This window comes from Pseudomonas fluorescens (assembly GCF_003732425.1).
GTDB lineage: Bacteria > Pseudomonadota > Gammaproteobacteria > Pseudomonadales > Pseudomonadaceae > Aquipseudomonas > Aquipseudomonas fluorescens_BE.
Genome location: NZ_MOBX01000014.1, coordinates 913,259 through 930,322, shown reverse-complemented (window position 1 = coordinate 930,322; position 17,064 = coordinate 913,259). Strand labels below are relative to the sequence as shown.

Annotated in this window: 11 protein-coding genes; all 11 read right to left on the bottom strand. The window is 60.4% G+C overall.

The window, feature by feature from the left end; translation table 11 throughout:
* Positions 1–17: 17 nt before the first annotated feature.
* Complete coding sequence (locus tag BK670_RS21455; RefSeq protein WP_123452682.1) at positions 18–2,933, bottom strand: glycosyltransferase family 2 protein; 2,916 nt, start codon at positions 2,931–2,933, stop codon at positions 18–20.
* Between the two features lie 55 nt (positions 2,934–2,988).
* A complete protein-coding gene (locus BK670_RS21450) occupies positions 2,989–3,726 on the bottom strand; it encodes a cephalosporin hydroxylase family protein (RefSeq protein ID WP_093439633.1) in 738 nt (245 codons plus the stop codon).
* A 17-nt stretch (positions 3,727–3,743) separates the two neighbouring features.
* The gene (locus BK670_RS21445) at positions 3,744–4,814 is read right to left on the bottom strand and encodes a class I SAM-dependent methyltransferase (protein ID WP_123452680.1); all 1,071 of its coding nucleotides are present in this window, start codon (positions 4,812–4,814) and stop codon (positions 3,744–3,746) included.
* A complete protein-coding gene (locus BK670_RS21440; protein ID WP_123452678.1) occupies positions 4,811–5,662 on the bottom strand; it encodes an NAD-dependent epimerase/dehydratase family protein in 852 nt (283 codons plus the stop codon). Before BK670_RS21440 ends, BK670_RS21445 begins: the two co-directional genes overlap by 4 nt.
* Positions 5,659–6,885, bottom strand: a complete 1,227-nt coding sequence (locus tag BK670_RS21435) for a class I SAM-dependent methyltransferase (RefSeq protein WP_123452676.1) — start codon at positions 6,883–6,885, stop codon at positions 5,659–5,661. Before BK670_RS21435 ends, BK670_RS21440 begins: the two co-directional genes overlap by 4 nt.
* Positions 6,882–7,442, bottom strand: coding sequence for a dTDP-4-dehydrorhamnose 3,5-epimerase (gene rfbC / locus BK670_RS21430; protein ID WP_123452674.1), 561 nt, complete (start codon positions 7,440–7,442; stop codon positions 6,882–6,884). The genes BK670_RS21435 and rfbC overlap by 4 nt, the downstream gene beginning before the upstream one ends.
* Positions 7,439–8,521 (bottom strand): CDP-glucose 4,6-dehydratase, encoded by a 1,083-nt coding sequence (gene rfbG / locus BK670_RS21425; RefSeq protein ID WP_123452672.1) that lies wholly within the window; start codon positions 8,519–8,521, stop codon positions 7,439–7,441. Before rfbG ends, rfbC begins: the two co-directional genes overlap by 4 nt.
* Entirely contained in the window at positions 8,503–9,276 is a 774-nt protein-coding gene (gene rfbF / locus BK670_RS21420) for a glucose-1-phosphate cytidylyltransferase (protein ID WP_123452670.1), read from the bottom strand. The genes rfbG and rfbF overlap by 19 nt, the downstream gene beginning before the upstream one ends.
* 710 nt (positions 9,277–9,986) lie before the next feature.
* Positions 9,987–11,549, bottom strand: coding sequence for a calcium-binding protein (locus tag BK670_RS21410; RefSeq protein ID WP_123452666.1), 1,563 nt, complete (start codon positions 11,547–11,549; stop codon positions 9,987–9,989).
* A gap of 231 nt (positions 11,550–11,780) precedes the next feature.
* Entirely contained in the window at positions 11,781–15,374 is a 3,594-nt protein-coding gene (locus tag BK670_RS21405; protein WP_123452663.1) for a glycosyltransferase, read from the bottom strand.
* 109 nt (positions 15,375–15,483) lie between these two features.
* Positions 15,484–17,052: a flagellar hook-associated protein 3 gene (locus BK670_RS21400; RefSeq protein ID WP_123452661.1), complete on the bottom strand. Its 1,569-nt coding sequence runs from the start codon at positions 17,050–17,052 to the stop codon at positions 15,484–15,486.
* Positions 17,053–17,064: the final 12 nt, after the last annotated feature.

Here is a 17,064-nt window from a genome sequence, read left to right as displayed (position 1 = left end):
ATTCCTGTCGGGCACGCTCAAGCGAGCAACTGCGCCCAGTTGATCGAGGCATTTTCGCCCAAGGTAAAACCTTTGCCGTGCAGGGCCAGGTTGGCGTTGTAAGCCGGATCCTGCGCGAAGACACCGCTCCATTTTTCACGCAGTGCCGCCAGCGCTTCCGGCGCCTGTGGCAGCTCGCCGGTATGCAGCACCTGCACCAACGGCGTCCACACGGTGAGGTAACCGGTCTGACCGGCCTTGAGGCACAGGTCAACATCGGCATAACCCTCGGCGAAGGTCACTTCGTCCAGCCCGCCAAGGGCGTTGAACAGCTCTTTGCGCACCATCAGGCAGACCTTCGACACAGCCGAGTAATTCTGCTCGACGGTCAAACGATACATGTAGCCGTCTGCTGCGTGTTTTTCGCCGATGAAGGCCGAACCCACGCCATCGTTCAGGCCGACGATCAGACCGGCCTGAGCGATCTTGCCGTCGCGGTCGACCAGTTTGGCACCGACGATGCCCACTTCCGGACGCTGGGCGTGGTTGAGCAGCGAATCGATCCAGTTCGGATTGACGACTTCACTGTCCGCCGCCAACAGCACCAGATACTCACCCTGAGCCTGCTCGCTGGCAGCGTTGTACAACGCGACCTCGCTCAGTGGCTGATCGGCACGCAGCACATTGACCTTGGCGTGACGCAGCGTGCCCAACCAGTCGTTGACCGCTGCCGACGGGGTGGCGTTTGCCGCCAGCAATACTTCATAACGGCTGTAACGGGTTCTGAGCAACACGCCTTCCAGGCAGCGGCGCAGCACTGGCAGATCATCGATGACCGGCACAATGATCGACACCAGTGGCTGCTCGGTGTGGCGGTAATCGATCTGCCAGGTGCCCGGCACCGCCGACATGACCTTGGCCTTGTAGCCGCGATTGCCCAGATGACGCAGCAACGCCTGACGTTCGTGAGCGTTTTCTTCAGGCTCCGCGGCCTGAGTGATCAGCAACGGCTCGTCGAGATGCGCAAGGCCGTCGAGGCCGCCCTGCTCAATGATGCGCAGCAGCAAGTCAAATTCCAGCGCCTTGCTGAAATCAGCCTGGTAACCGCCGGCTTCGAGCAACACTTCGCGGCGAATCAACCAGTGGCGGGCCATCAGTGACGGCACGCTTTGCAGCAGATCCAGGTTGAACCCCGGGCGGAACACGTCAACCAGCGCGCCATTGTCCATGCGCTGGATTTCATCGGTGGCCACCGCACGCACACCTTCGGCCGACATCAGTTCCAGGCTCGCGCGCAACAGGCCGCTGGCGGTGAACTGATCACCCGCCTCAGCCAGCAGCAACCAATCGCTTGGCGATTGCTGGGCGCTCTGGTTGAGCTTGTCGACAAAATTGCTTTGGGTGACACGGACAAAGTGCAGGGTATTTTGCGCGGTCGTCGCCGCCGGAGCTTCGCCGGTGGTGAACACGACGATCCTGAACGCCTTGCAGTTACCCTCGAGCAGGCTGTCGAGCGACACCTGCAACTTGTCGATGTCGTTGTCCAGATCAAGCAGGAAAATACCGAATTGCGGGCCACCGCCTTCAGTTGCCAGATGCTGGCCAATCGACTCGAGTTGCGCAATCGTCGGCGCACGAGCCGCCAGCCACTGCAACAGGCGACCGGACTTCATCTTATCGAAGACCGGCTGATGATCTTCGACCGTCAGCGTTTCGAGGCGGGCGATCCACTCACGCATGGCGTGCGCGGCGGTCTCGTCCCCGACGATGTCCAGTTGCGTCGCCAGGCGTTTGACCACGGTCAGGTTGAACGCATTGAGATCATGGGCCTGCCACAAACGGTCAAGCACACTTTCCGGCGTATCGTTGTTGCGCGCCTGCAACAGGTGCGCCTGACGCGTCCATACGCCTTCCAGCCCTTCGAGCTGGAGGCGGCCGGCCGGCAGGGTGTGCAACATGAATTCGAACTGCTCCAGACGATCGAAGAAGGCCTGGTTGTAGAACGGCATTTCGACGTACTGCAGCGGACCAAAACGACGGTCCGGCGCCTTCAGTTCCTGGTTCCAGGTCGACTCGATAATCAGCTCGGCGGTCAGCGCCCGCCCGGTCTCCAGACTGCCGGCCATCGCCTTGAAACTTTCCAGGGCAAAGGCCTTGGCCTGCCCGGCATCCAGACCTTCGATAGCGGTGGGCAGCGAAACGAGGAACTCGGCAAAGGCCTCTCGTTCGGCGACCGATTTGGCATCGACGTAGGTCAGCGAGTGATACACATCGGTATTGTGCTCGGAGACACCGTAGTTGATCTCGCGCACCACATAAGGAATCGGCAGGATGCGTGCCTTGGCGCTGGCCAGCAGGTAGTAGACGTGGCCAATTTCCTGCCACTGGAAATTGGTCCCCGGCGGCAACGCCGAATGCCAGTTTTTCATCAGGTCAGTACGGGTCACCGCGTAGAACGGCGGGATGTACTGGCTCATGTAATCGAGGACGCGATCCTGCGCCCGCTCGGACGCGTAGTCTTCCTGGACTTTCTTGTCGCGGCGGTAGTAGCTCACGCCATGAGACAGTGTCAGGTACATCAGGCAGTAGCCGTGGCACATACCGTAATCAGGGTTGGCATGCAGGAAGCCGACGGACTCTGCCAGCGAATCATGCAGGATGAAATCGTCGTCGGCCGCCAGCACCATGTACGGCGTGGTCAGTTTTTCCACGCCATACGCCAGTTTGGCCTGCATGCCCCAGTACGCGAACTGCGGCACATGGTGGTAATCGACGGCGCTAAAGTCACCCTCAGGTCGTTCAAGGGTCGAATCGAGCACCATGATTTTGCAGGGCAAGCTGCTGTAATACTTCACCGCCCGACGCAAAAACGCCGGCCGATTGTGAGTAATCAGCACCACGGTCAACAGCTCGTTGAGCGGTAGCGCCAGTTCAGAACTGTACTTGCCTTGCATAACTTCTCTCCACAACCGGCGACTCGCCGAGATAACGCTTTGGTGATGTTGCGAATTAACGGACGCGACGCAGATAGCCGTCCGGCGCCACGGTGATCAGCAGCTTGTTTTGCAACTGCTGATCGATCTCGAAATCCTGGTTCTCTTCCAGGTATTTCCACACGGCAGTTTTCGGGTTGTCGCCCGGGCCCCATGGACGATCCGGGAAGAAATCGGCCGGCATGTCTTCAACCACGGTGTCCATGACCACGCAGTAGCTGTCGACCGACACCAGCGGTGCGTACAGACGCAGCTCTTCCAGCACGTGATCGTGGGTGTGGTTGGAGTCCAGAACCAGAATGACTTTCTTGCCTTTGGCCGCTGCCTGCACCTGGGCGGCAATGCCCGCGTCGATGCTCGAACCTTCGATCATCTTGATGCGCTTGGCCATCGGGTGGCTTTCGATCGCTTCGCGGTTGTGCGGGCGAATATCGAGGTCGATGCCCAGCACTTCGCCGTGGCCTTGCAGCTCCAGCAACGAGGCGTAATAGATGATCGAACCGCCATGGGCAATACCGCACTCGATGACCAGATCCGGTTTGACCTGCCAGATGATTTCCTGCATGGCCATCATGTCTTGTGGCAGCTGGATGATCGGACGGCCCATCCACGAGAAGTGGTAGCTGTATTTGTGCTTGGCCGATTCGTTGAAGAAATCGCGGGCCAGGCCAGTCAGTTTCTGGTCGTCACCCTGCTGGGCAATCTGTTCCCGGCACTCGGCTTCGAAGGCTTGGTTGATGCTGTTGTCGGTCATTTTAATAATCTCAAGGGTCACTGAAACGAAGCGCTGTCGACGGCGTGATAGACATAGCGTCCACCGGTCATCCGCTTGATCTCTTCGAGGTAATTGGAATTCATCACAAACAGGTTGGCGCCCTCGGGCAGCGCGTCCATGGCCTCTTGCGGCGAGGACACGCGAACACCGCTCAACGGCAGATAACGCCCCTGCTTGGCCGGGTTGATATCCACCACGCGATCCACCGCCACACCCGCGCGTTGCAGGAACAGCGAATAAATCACGCCTTTGGACGAGGCGCCCCAGATCGCCGAACCCTGCTCGGGGGCGGACTGAATGATCTGCACCGCGCGATCGAGGCTGGCGGTGAAACCGTCAGGCAGGGTCAGGCGCGGCACCGGTTGCTCCGGGGTCAGGCGCAAGGTCGACAGGTCGGCGACGATGTACAGGTATTGGCCACCGAACAGGTGACCGGCCTCGTGCACGGTGCCGAACATCCGGCGCAGGTCATCAAGGCGGAAATAATTGACGTGCTCGTAGAACAGATCGAACCAGGCTTTGTGCTCGAGGATCCAGTCGAAGCACGGCACTTCGATGTAGATCTGCCCGCCCTGATTGGCGTTGGCCATTTCAGCGAGGAAACTGACCGGATCCTGAATGTGCTCCAGCACATGGCGCAGAACAATGGCGTCCGCCGCGAGGCCAAGGCCACGGGTAAACGGTGCCTTGATCACGTCGGCATTCTCGCCTTCGTACGCCGGATCAATGCCGGTGATCGAATAGCCGAGGCCCTTGAGCAATTCAAGGAAATAGCCTTTGCCGCAGCCGACTTCGATCAGTTCCTGGCCCTTGAAGTGCTTGGCGATGATGCCTTCGACGTCACTCAAGTGCTTCTGGAACTGGCCGGAATGCGCCTGCTCGTTCTGGTAATCGGCGTCGTAGCTGAGCTTGTCGGCGTCGAACGCCGCATTGAAGATCAGACCGCTGCGCTCGTCCTGCACCAACAGCATGTCGGCACTGGCCGAGGCCTGCGCCGATGCGGCATCGGCAAAGGTGCGGTTCTGCAGCACCGGCAGGTCGGTGACCCGGTACAACTCGTGCCTCATTGCGGCTCTCCCAATAACTGTTGCAAGCGCTCGGTCACCGCCCAGAACGCCAGCGGTTCATGGGTCGGATACGGGTAATGGCCGAGGTTCAGTTTCAGCGCTGCACCGCGTTCGCGCAGGCGTTGTTCAACCAATGAACGCACCGAAACCGGTTGGCCGCTGGCGCAATTGATCACGCCGTCGAAGTCATGGTTTTGCAGGATTGCGGCGAGGTAAGCGGCAGCGTTTTCAATCGGCAGAAAATCACGCAGTTGCTCACCGGCCGACATGTTGAACGACGGCTCACCGGTATCGATCGCCCGGTCCAGTGCCGCCAACAGACTGCTGGGGTTCTGCCCTGCGCCATGCAGATAGAACAAGCGCGCCCACTGCAACGTGAACGGCAGTTCCTGCTGCAGGTTTTGCAAAAACAGGTGCAGCGTGTGTTTGGCCAGACCGTAAGGATTACTCGGCTGTGGCGCGGTGCTCTCGCTGAGCGGGCCGCTTTGCATGCCGTATTCGAAACAGGTGCCGGTCACCAGCACCTGCTTCACGCCCGCCTCGACCGCGCTTTTGATAAAGTGGTAATCGGCCATCAGGTTGTGCTCGAAATGGAACAGCGCCCGATAGTTTGGCAAGCCCGGCCAGGCCAGATGCGCCAGTGCATCAATACCAGCGGTCAACGCAGCGACATCGAGATCGGCGGCGTGAATATCCGCGCTCACGAACTCGACGTCGTTGATCCATGGCAGGCCTTGCGCGGTTTCTGCGTTGCGCGCCACCGCACGAATGTCACAGCCACGGGCCAGCAACGCCGCAACCAGATGGCGGCCGACAAAACCGGTAGCGCCGGTAACGAGTACCTTCACAGCACTTTCAACTCAGGCACGGCGATCACAAAGCGGCCGTCCCACTGACGCACTTGCGCCAGTTGCTGACTGACTTCGTGCAGCAGATTCCACGGCAGCACCAGCACGTAGTCCGGTTGTTCGATATCAATCTGCGCCGGCGCGACAATCGGAATACGACTGCCCGGCAGGAATTTGCCCTGCTTGTGCGGGTTGGCATCAGCCACCCAGGCGAGCAGGTCCGCTTTGACCCCGGCGTAGTTGAGCAAGGTGTTGCCCTTGGCCGCCGCGCCGTAACCGACTACTCGCTTGCCGTCAGCCTTGGCCTGCAACAGAAAGCGCAGCAAATCATGCTTGATGCGTTCAGCGGCGGGCGCGAGGCTGGCGTAGTACTCGGCGGTTTTCACCCCGGCCTCGAGCTCTGCCTGCAACTGTTGTTGCACTGCGGCTTGAACCGCACGGCGTTCACCGTCCTTGCGCTGGACGAATACGCGCAACGAACCGCCATGGGTGGTCAGTTGGCTGACGTCGAACACTTCCAGACCATTGCGCTCGCACAGGGTCTGCACGGCAGTCAGCGACAAATACGAATAGTGCTCGTGATACAGCGTGTCGAACTGCGCGCCAGCCATCAGTGTCAGCAGTTGCGGAAACTCGAACGTGGCGACGCCGGTCGGCTTGAGCAGCGTCGCGAACCCGCCGAGGAAATCATTGATGTCCGGCACATGGGCGAGCACGTTGTTGGCCGCCATCAAGTCAGCGCCCCAGCCTTCGCTGTTCAGCTGCATGGCCGTTTCGCGACCGAAGAACAGCTCACGAATCTCCAGGCCTTTTTCGCGTGCCGCTTGTGCAGTGCTGCGCGTCGGCTCAACGCCCAGGCAGGCAATGCCGCGAGCGGCGACGTATTGCAGCAGGTATCCGTCGTTGGCGGCGACTTCAACCACACGGCTGTCGGCGCTCAGACCGAAACGCTCGACCATCTCGGCGACATAGCGCTCGGCATGGGCCAGCCAGGTGCTGGAGAACGAACTGAAGTAGGCGTACTCGGCGTCGAACAGGCTGTCGGCGCTGGTGTAATCCTCGGTCTGCACCAGCCAGCATTGCTGACACACCGCGACTTTCAGTGGCACCCATTGCTCGGCCTGCTCCAAGCGATCGGCGTGGACGTAGGCGTTGGACGGTGGCGAGGTGCCAAGGTCGATCAGCGGCAGGCTCAGCGGTGCGGCGCACCCACGGCAGTTCATAGACGCACTCCAGCAAAGTGTTGATCGAGCGCGGGATGGCTGGAATCACGCGCTGACAAATTATTGACAGGCAACGGCCAGGCGATCGCCAGCCGTGGATCATTCACCGACAGACCGCCTTCGTGCTCCGGCGCGTAATCGGCGCTGTGCAGGTAAAGCAGTTCGGCATCTTCGCTCAGCGTCTGGAAACCGTGGGCGAACCCGGCCGGGATCAACAGACTGCGACCGTCACCGGCCTTCAGGTACTCGGCGTGCCAGTGCAGAAAGGTTTCGGAATCCGGACGCAGATCCACCGCCACGTCCCACACTTCACCGCGCAGGCAAGTGATCAGTTTGGCTTCCGGGGCATTGGCATTCTGATAATGCAGGCCGCGCACACTGCCCTTCTCGCGGGTGCAGGAATGGTTGATCTGACGGATGTGAAATTCGCTGCCGAACGCACTCAGACTGCCTTCGCAGAACAGCCGGGCGAAGTGCCCGCGCTGGTCTTCGAAGCGTTTGTGCTGGACGCTGAACAGGCCGGCCAGCGGCAATGCCTTCAGGGAAAACTCGCTCACAGCGCGCCTCGGTACAGGTTCAGTTGGCCGAGGGTGACGTTGCGCATGTCGTCGCCGTTCTGCCACGCCAGGTGCCAGTCGAGGGTCTGGGTCAGGCATGCCTGCAAGGTCCAGCGCGGTTGCCAGCCAAGTACTTGGCGTGCGCGGCTGCTGTCCAGACGCAGCAGGCCGGCCTCGTGCAGTTCGCTTTTTTCGATGCGCAGACCGCGCGCCTGCGGCCAGCGGCTAGCGAGCAATTCGACCACTTCGCCGACGCTGCACATGTCCGCCTCGCCCGGGCCGAAGTTCCACGCCCCGGCGTATTCCGGGCCTTGTTCGTAGAGGCCCGCAGCCAGTTGCAGATAACCGGCCAGCGGCTCCAGCGCATGCTGCCACGGGCGCACGGCTTGCGGGTAACGCAGGGTCACCGGCTCGTCCGCGGTCCAGGCTTTGAGCACGTCGGGAATCAGGCGCTCAGGGGCAAAGTCACCGCCGCCCAAGACGTTGCCAGCGCGCGCGGTGGCCAAGGCCAGACCGTGTTCGGCGTACTTGTCCGCCGGGAAAAACGACGCGGCATAAGACTGTGCGAGCAATTCACAGCAGGCCTTGCTGCTGCTGTACGGGTCGTGGCCACCGAGGGCTTCGTCTTCGCGGTACGGCCACAGCCATTCCTTGTTGGCGTAGACCTTGTCAGTGGTCACCAGCACGCAGGCGCGCACGCAACCGACCTGACGAATCGCTTCGAGCAGGTTCAGCGTGCCCATGACGTTGCTGGAGTAAGTGCCGAGCGGATCGCGGTAGCCTTCGCGCACCAATGGCTGAGCCGCCAGGTGCAGAACGATCTCCGGCTCGGTGTCGGCGATGATTTCCAGCAAGGCGCCCAGATCCCGCAGATCACCGCGCTGATCGTTGATGCCCTCATGCACCCGCGCCAGTTCAAACAGGCTCGGCTCGGTCGACGGATCGAGGGCAAAGCCGCTGACTTGCGCGCCGAGGCTTTGCAGCCATAGGGTCAGCCAACTGCCTTTGAAACCGGTGTGTCCGGTGACGAGAACGCGTTTGCCGCGCCAGAAATCCGCACTCAGGCCCATTGCTTCCATGGGGCCTCCCCGCTCTGCCACAGCGCTTCGAGATGGTTCTTGTCGCGCAGGGTGTCCATCGGGTGCCAGAAGCCTTCGTGCTCGAAAGCTTTCAGCTGTTCGTCCTGAGCCAGACGCGCCAGCGGCTCGGCTTCCCAGGTGGTGGCGTCATCGGCGATGTACGGCAGCACTTTCGGCGAGAGCACGAAGAAGCCACCGTTGATCCAGCCACCGTCACCGCGAGGTTTTTCGGTGAAGCCCAGCACTTGATCGCCCTGACGCTCAAGCGCGCCGTAGCGGCCCGGCGGCTGCACGGCAGTGACGGTCGCCAGACGACCGTGGGCTTGGTGGAAATCCACGAGTTGGGCGATGTTGATATCGGATACGCCGTCGCCGTAGGTGAAGCAGAACGCCTCTTCATCCTTCAGATAACGGCCGGCACGCAGCAAGCGACCACCGGTCATGGTTTCTTCGCCAGTGTCGATGAGCGTGACACTCCACGGCTCGCTGTAGTTCTGGTGCACGTCCATGCGGTTTTCGCGCATGTTGAAGGTGACGTCAGAGGTGTGCAGGAAGTAATTGGCGAAGAAGTCCTTGATCGCATAGCCCTTGTAGCCGAGGCAGATCACAAAGTCGTGAATTCCGTGGGCGGAATACTGCTTCATGATGTGCCAGAGAATTGGCTTGCCGCCGATCTCGATCATTGGCTTGGGCTTGAGGTGCGACTCTTCACTGATGCGCGTGCCGAGGCCACCCGCCAAAATAACTGCCTTCATCGTCTCCCCTCTTGTTCTTCACCGGGCTGCGCATCGCTTTGTTGAGCGTTGCGGGCCGTCTGGCCAAACCTTTTGCCGTTCCAGGCGCCGCTGAAGTGACCGCGAGCGCTCGTTTTATGGCGATTTACAGGGGACTTGCAGGAAACGCGCCAGCTCCACAAACCCCTCTCCCTCTCCCTCTCCCTCTCCCTCTCCCTCTCCCTCTCCCTCTCCCTCGGGAGAGGTCTGGGGAGAGGGGCGAATCCACCACAAATCCAAAGCCGACCAAGCTGTGCTCCTCACCACTCAACAGGATGAGCGTTAGCTCGGCTGCGGCTTTTGATCTGTAGGGCGACGTCGGAAGGCTGAGTGGAGGGATTGATCCGGGCGTGGGAGCGTAGCGACCGTTTGGCGCAGCCAAATGCATCGAGAGGAGGTGCAGCGAAGCAAACCGTAGGCGATGCGCCCGGATCGATCCCGGAACGAAGGAACCCCGAGCCTCAGCGAGCGGGCCGCACGTAGGAGCAAGCCTTTTTGGTTACTTTTTCGGCGTCTGGAAAAAGTGACCCGCCGTAAGGGCGGAACCCTAATCAGCAACACCCGCAGCAACGGATATACACCCAAAACCCCAAGAACCTGGTCGGCCCAAAGGCCGCCAAGGCCCCAGACAAAAAAAGGGATGAACCCAAAGATTCATCCCCTTCCACAAGCCAGATCAACAATGCGAACGACTACCCAAACATGGCAAACGCATCACCACTCACCGGCAGCTCAAAGGCCTGACCATCGGCAGTCTGAATGTGCTCGATCGTATTGAACCCGGCATACCAATCCGCCAGTTTCACACCGTTGTCCGGCACACCACTGCTGCCGTCGTTGGCACTGTGCAGATAAGCATCGTTGCCAATGCGGGTCACACTTAATTGGCTGGCGTTGGCGATCGTGTTCAGGATCAGCGTGTCGTTGATATCCAGCCCCTCATCCTTGATCGTGACCAGCCCGCTGGTGTTGACCACGTAGGTGTCATCGCCCTGCCCGCCATACGCACGGCCGCCGGCATTCGACTGACCGGCAAGGTTAAGAATCAACACATCATTCCCCCCATCGCCCTGCAGCATGTAGTCACTGCCGGTGGCGGTCAGAACGTCATTACCCTCGCCACCGAAAGCAAACCCTCGCCCCAGGGTGATGATGTCATTGCCATCGTCACCACTGGCCCAGGTGAACAGATCATTGGCCGCGCCAACGATAACGTCATCACCGGCACCGCCCGACAGACTATCGGACTGACCTCCGACATCGAGACCGGAGGCCAGGCCACCATAGATGTGGTCGTTGCCATCGCCGCCCTGAACCTGGTCGTCGCCCGCCCCGCCTTCAAGAATGTTATCGCCCCAGTCGCCTTCCAGCACGTCATTGAACTGGCTACCGCGCAGGCCTTCGATATCGATGTAAACGTCGTGGAACGCAATACCACTCTGCACGCCCCATTTCAGCGAAGCGCTCAAGCCTTCGGTACTGTCGTCGTAGCTGACGATGTCGATACCGGCGCCACCCTCAAAGTTGTCGGCACCCGCACCGCCCAACAACACATCATTGCCGGCGCCGGAAACGATGGTGTTGTTCTCGTCATTGCCGTAGCCGATGAAGTCAGCGCTGCCGGTATAGGTCAGGTTTTCAACGAACGCACTCAATCTGAACTCGGACAGGCTGGTGTACACGCGATCGGTACCGCCCATGTAGCCTTCGATTTCCTCGATGGTCACGCCGGTGCTATTGATTGTGTAAACATCGTCACCGCCACCGCCAGCGACGACCACACCACTGCTGTTCACGGTGAAGTGATCGGCATCGGTGGAACCAATAACCTCTTCCACATTAATCAGTGTGTCGCCCGCTGCGTTGAAGCCGCCGCCGATCAAAATGTTGACCGGATCGAAAGCGTTGCGATAACTCACGGTGTCATGGCCGTCAGCGCCATCGATGCTCATAAAGTCTTTATGACGATAAATCACGTCATCGAAGCCCGACCCCTGAATCGCTTCAATGCCGGTGAAGGTGTCGCCATAAGCGTCGGTCAGCCCGCCGTAATTGGTGAAGTCTTCGACTCTCACGCCCTCAAGGCTGTTGCTGTAGCTGACGGTATCGTAACCCTCGCCACCGACGAAATGATCGGCGCCATCGCCGCCCCACAGCCAGTCATTACCGGCACCGCCAATGATTTCGCGATCACTGGCATTGCCGTCGGTGCCTGAAAGTACATCCGCTTCACTCGTTCCGTTTACTACTGACATTTACGTCTTCCTTGCGTTGTGGTTGAAAGCGGTTCTGTCGGCAGAGAGAGACCGTTCAAGCCTGCAATCCCTGCCTGATGAATGAACGAATAGAAGGGTATCGACAGCTCAAAGGCGAAGCTTGAGCCTCGGCAAAGAAATGTATCGGGATTGATGCAAACAGGCTTTTCAAAGGCAAAAACAGGCGACTGTAAAAGTCGCCTGTTTTTCAGGAGGTCACGTGCGGCTTGATCAATCCGCCAGCCAGCCGTATTCCCAGTAGCGCAGGTTATCGCCGCGCAGCACATAATCGCGCAGCACCACCTCACGCAATTCATCGCCCATGCGATAACTGGCATCCGGATCGGCCAGGTGCATGCGGATCGCTTGCAGCCATTCATCCGTGGTGTTGGTCTTGACCCGCGTGCACGGCAAGTAGCCGCGATAGGCCTCGGTGTCGGTACAGATCACCGGGTACCCGCAAGCGCCATATTCCAGCAGGCGCAGGTTGCTCTTGCAGTCGTTGAAGACATGAAACTCCAGCGGCGCCAGTGCCAGATCGAGGTTGAGGCTGGCCAGTTTCGCCGGGTATACGTCCAGGCCGATCACACCATGGAACTCATGCATGTAGGGGCGCAGATCATCCGGGCACATGCCGAAGAACACCCAGTCGACTTCATTGGCCAGCTCACGAACGACTTCGGCGATCACCGCCAGATCACCGTGGTGACTGGTGCCGCCGCCCCAGCCGACCCGCGGTTTCTTCGAGGTCCGGCGCTGGCTGCGCAGATGGCCCCACAAGTCCTTGGCCAGCATGTTCGGCACCACACGAATGTCGTGGTGCATGTCCGACAGCATGTTGGCCAGCGGCGCGGTGGATACGACCGCGCGATCACACAGGCCGATCGCACGTCGCACCATGCGCTCCATGTCCTGCTTGCTCGGCATGTTGCGGATGTGCGCGTTGCGGTGGGGAACGTCGATGACATAGTCGTCGAGCTCGAAGATCCGCCGCGCGTTGAAGTACTTCTTCAGAGGAGGAATTTCATCGATGGCGTGCTCTGAGTAGCGCCCTTGCAGGACGATCACATCAGGTGACTGACGCTCGATATCGATGATCGACGGCAAGCCATAGCAAATCCGCCCTTGTGCTCTGTTGGCCGCTTCCAGCTCGATCATCGGCTGGCTCATGCGGTAGTGGCCGATGGCAGACGCATTGATCGGCACCACCAGCAGATTGGGCAACTGTGCTTTGGAGAATGCACTCCAACCGGTGCGCAGGCCCGGCTCCAGACTGAAGTTGGTGGCGCCCACGCCCTGCAACGTCAGGTTGACGTTATAGGCCGGGTCGCGCGCCACCAGTGGCAGCCAGCGCTGGTAAAACGTGTCCCTCTCCTCAATGTGCTGCGCTTCTTCCTCAGGCGTCGCCATTGCACTTGGCCGTGCCCCGACGGCAAGCACCGCATGAGGATTGAGCACCACCAGATAACCGTCACGACCAACACGCAGACACAGATCGACGACATTGAGCGTTTGCTTGAGGTCCTGCTCGTCCAGCCCGCCGGCGGCTTCGAACACCGACTTGCGAATCATCAGGCAATCACTGCCGACGGCACTCAGGTCATGCACCGCCTGCAGGCGATACATATACCCTTCCGACTGCATCGGTTGGCCATAGAACGGCAACCCGACCGGCCCGTTCAAACCAAGAATCAGGCCGGCGTGCAACACGCCACCGTCCGGGTTGAACAGCTTGGCGCCAACCACTCCGACTTCCGGACGTTGTGCATGGTTGAGCAGTTCGTCGAGCCAATCGTTCTGGGTGATCACCGCAAAGGCGTTGAGCATCAACACATACTCACCGCGCGCCTGGCTGACGGCAAAGTTGTGCACCGCTGCTGCATTGCCCTTTTGCGGGTAGCTCAGCACACGAATCCGCTCGCTGCCCAGTTGCGCCATACCGTCCAGCCAGGCAAGCGCTTCGGCACTTTCGCTGCCGTTGTCGACCAGGAGCAATTCGTACTCGCTGTAGGCGGTCTTTTCCAGCAGGGTCTCGACGCAGCGCTGCAAGGCGGCGGTCTGGTCTTGCGTGACAATCACCACCGATACCAGTGGGCGCCGGGCGTGGTGATAGTCGACCCGATTGAGCAGCGTGCTGTTGCTTCGGCGGATTTCGTGGGCAATGCCGAGACGTTGCAGATGCGCCTCGAGAATGCGCGGACTTTGCGCCACGACACCGGGCTCGGTGAGCCACTGCGACAGGTCGAATTTCGACTCCAGCAGCACTTCTGCGATGTGTCCGACGACCTGCAGGCCATCGCTCTCGACCATACGCCACAACACATCGTGGGGCGCCAATTCGGCGAACGCCGCAGTAAATCCACCGAGCGCCAGGAACCGCTCGCGCTTGAACGCCAGAGCACGCCCGACGTAAGGGTAACTGCGCATCAGGTCGAGGTTGAAGTCTGGTTTGAACACAGGCTCTGCCGACTCGCCATCGCGCAGACTGCCTTCGTCGCTGTACAGGCACGTCAGCGCGTTCGAGTGCGCAATCCGATCGGCCATCACCAACAGCGCCGGCGTCACCGGGCAATCACCGGCCTGCAACAGATAGAACCAGTCAGCGCCTTCCAGTTGCGGCAGCAGTGTGTTGATCTGCTCCAGACCGTCATCCTGCAACGGCATGTGGAATACGCGACCGTCCAACTTCGCTTCGCTACAGGCAGTGGATAACACCAGAACCAGTTCCGGCGGGTAATCCTGAGCGGCGAGCGCCTCAAGGGTTCGCTCCCGGCCATCGCGACTGCCCTTCCCGTCAATGACAATTGGCACAATGCGCGGCTGATACGGCCAGCCGGCGAGGGTCTCCGGCAGCCACTCGCGTTGCGCCTCGGTCAGCACTCGAACCGCCAGCCACTGCGCGTAGAGTTCGCCAAAACTGAAGCTGTCGACACCGACCCCCAGCTCCTGACGGCTCTGCTTGGTACCCAGGGTTCGGCTCAGCGGCAGTTCTTCCCAGACCCGAGGCGACTCGTCGGCCTTGGTCAACGGCACATAACGCACCCACCCCGGCGCCGGCGCCGACTCTCCGCTGCGGACTTTGAGCATTTGCGAGACCCACTCGCGCTCGATCTCCGCGGCGTCTTTCATCGGCTGCTGCGCGCTCAAACGCTCGGGGTACAGGCGCTCGGCACTCAGTACATTGTTGGAGACCACCAGGTTGCCGCGTCGCAGCAGACAGACATACAAGGCAAAATCCAGGGTTGCCACAAAGCAGGCACCCTCTTCGGTCAAAACCGGCAACAGTTCGGCGACGTCGGCGCGCCGAAACAACGCACTGCTGAAACCGCCGAGCACGTTGACCGGAAACTTCTCGAAGATACTCAGTACATCATCGCCGTTGAGCAAGCCACTGGCCGGCGCCCACGAGCTGTTTTCCAGGCGCGCCGGCAGGATGATGTCGTTGGCATCCCACAGCAACCGCTGCGCCACCACCAGACTGACTTCGTCGCGACGCAACTCGTGGGCTTGCTGTTCGATACAAGCCGAATAGAGCAGGTCATCGTCACACAGGAACTTGATGAACTCGCCGCGGGATTGCTCAAGGCAGGCCGTCAGGTTACCAACCAGCCCCAAGGTTCGTGGATTGCGCACGTAACGCACTGCCGCGCCGGTCTGCTCACTGACCGATTTGACAATGTCTTCGATCTCGCTGCCACGACTGTCATCGCAGACGATGATCTCGAGATTGCCGTAACTCTGGCTGACAGCGCTGTTCAGCGTCCGCTCGAAAAAGCGCGGATTGAAGGCGGGAATGGCAATGCTGACGAGGGGGAGTGAATTCACGGCGGGCTCACAGGCGGTACGAGCCTGCTCGGAAAAAGCGAGCCCAGATACCGCTAAAAAACATTAACTGAGGGGCCAGGCAAGCGGGCGCTCACGCGCCCGCCCACCGTCAGATCTTATTGAACAGGCCCAACTGACTGATCTTGCTGAACGCCAGTTGCGCAGCCTGCAACATGGTTTGCTGCAAGGTCAGGCGGGTCATGACTTCAGCCGGATCCGAATCACGGATCGAGCCTTGGGTCGTGGAGTTCTCTGTACTCAGGCTCGAATTGGTGATGGTCTGCATGTCCAGCGACTGACCACGTGCACCAATGGTGGTGACGGAAGTGCCAATCTGGTTGGCGGCGGCATCGATGTTGCCAATGCCGGCCTCCATCGCGCCCTGCAGCTTCTGCTTGGCCACCGGATTACCATCGATCGGCGTGTTGAGTGCCGTGACCATCTGGCCCAGCGTGTCGAGCACGTTCTGGGTCTGGTGATTGTTCGGCTGGATCGAGAACTGATCGCCTGCCGCCGGCGCGCTGCCGAGGGCGAAGGTCACACCGGCTGCTGTCGCGTTACTACCGGCCACAGTGCCCGACGATACCGGCTTGCTGTCAGCCGTGACCGGCGCCGCATACAGATCGAAAGCGGTGGCACTGGTGAACTTGAGGACGGCGCCACCCTGCGGGAACGCAGCGGTGTAGGCCGCCTGGTTGGTGATGCTGGAACCCGTGATCACGGCAGTCGACGGGTTACCCGGGCTGCGCGTGGAGGTGAACGAGTCAGGCGTCGCCGACAGCTGGAAGCTGTGCCCGGCAATAACGGCATCCGGATTGGTATCACCGGCCTGCAGGTTGATGTTCAGTTTCATGTCGACGCCACGGAAACTGACGGTCTGGTTGGCACCGCTGCTATTGCTGACCAGGCCATTCTGGCTCGCCTCGGCGGTCACGTCGTTGCCCAGGGCATCGGTGATTTTCAGCTGGGTGCTGCTGACGAAGGCAACGGTATAAGGCTGACCCGCGGTGAACTTGGCGTCGTAGGTAGCGACCGTGCCAACGGTACCGTTGGACAGCACCACACGACCGTCATCCACCGCCGGAGCGGTCATCTGGGTGTTGGTGCGACCGGTGTTGATGGTTTGCTGGAACGCATCCCAACCGGTGGTGTTGGTGCCAACGGTCATGCCATCGCCAATGCCCAGATTGATGGTGGTCTGGTCGCCGTTGTACGAGAAAGTGCCGTCGGCATTCTTCGAGTACGGTGCGGTATCGGTTTTCGAACCGGAGAACAGATAGTTGCCGTTGGCATCCTTGGAGTTCATCAGGCCCAGCACTTGTTGCTGGATTTCGCCCAGCTCCGAGGCGTACGCCTGGCGGTCCTTGTCAGTGGCAGTGCCGTTGTTCGCGGCCAGGGCCAGATCCTTGGCACGGGCCAACGCGGTGGTGATGGCATCCAGCGTGGATTCCTGCACGTTCAACGCACTCTTGGTGCTGTTGATGTTGGTCCCGTACTGATCCAGCATCGCGGCCTGCTGACCCAATTGCAGCAAGCGCCCGGCACCGACCGGATCATCGGCGGCAGTGTTGATGCGCTGCAGGCTGCTCGCTTCGCTGGCGGTGGCGACGGCCTTGTTGAAGTTACGCTGATAGTCCGACGCTTGCGTGCCGTAATACTGGGCGGTGGAAATGCGCATGAATTACGACTC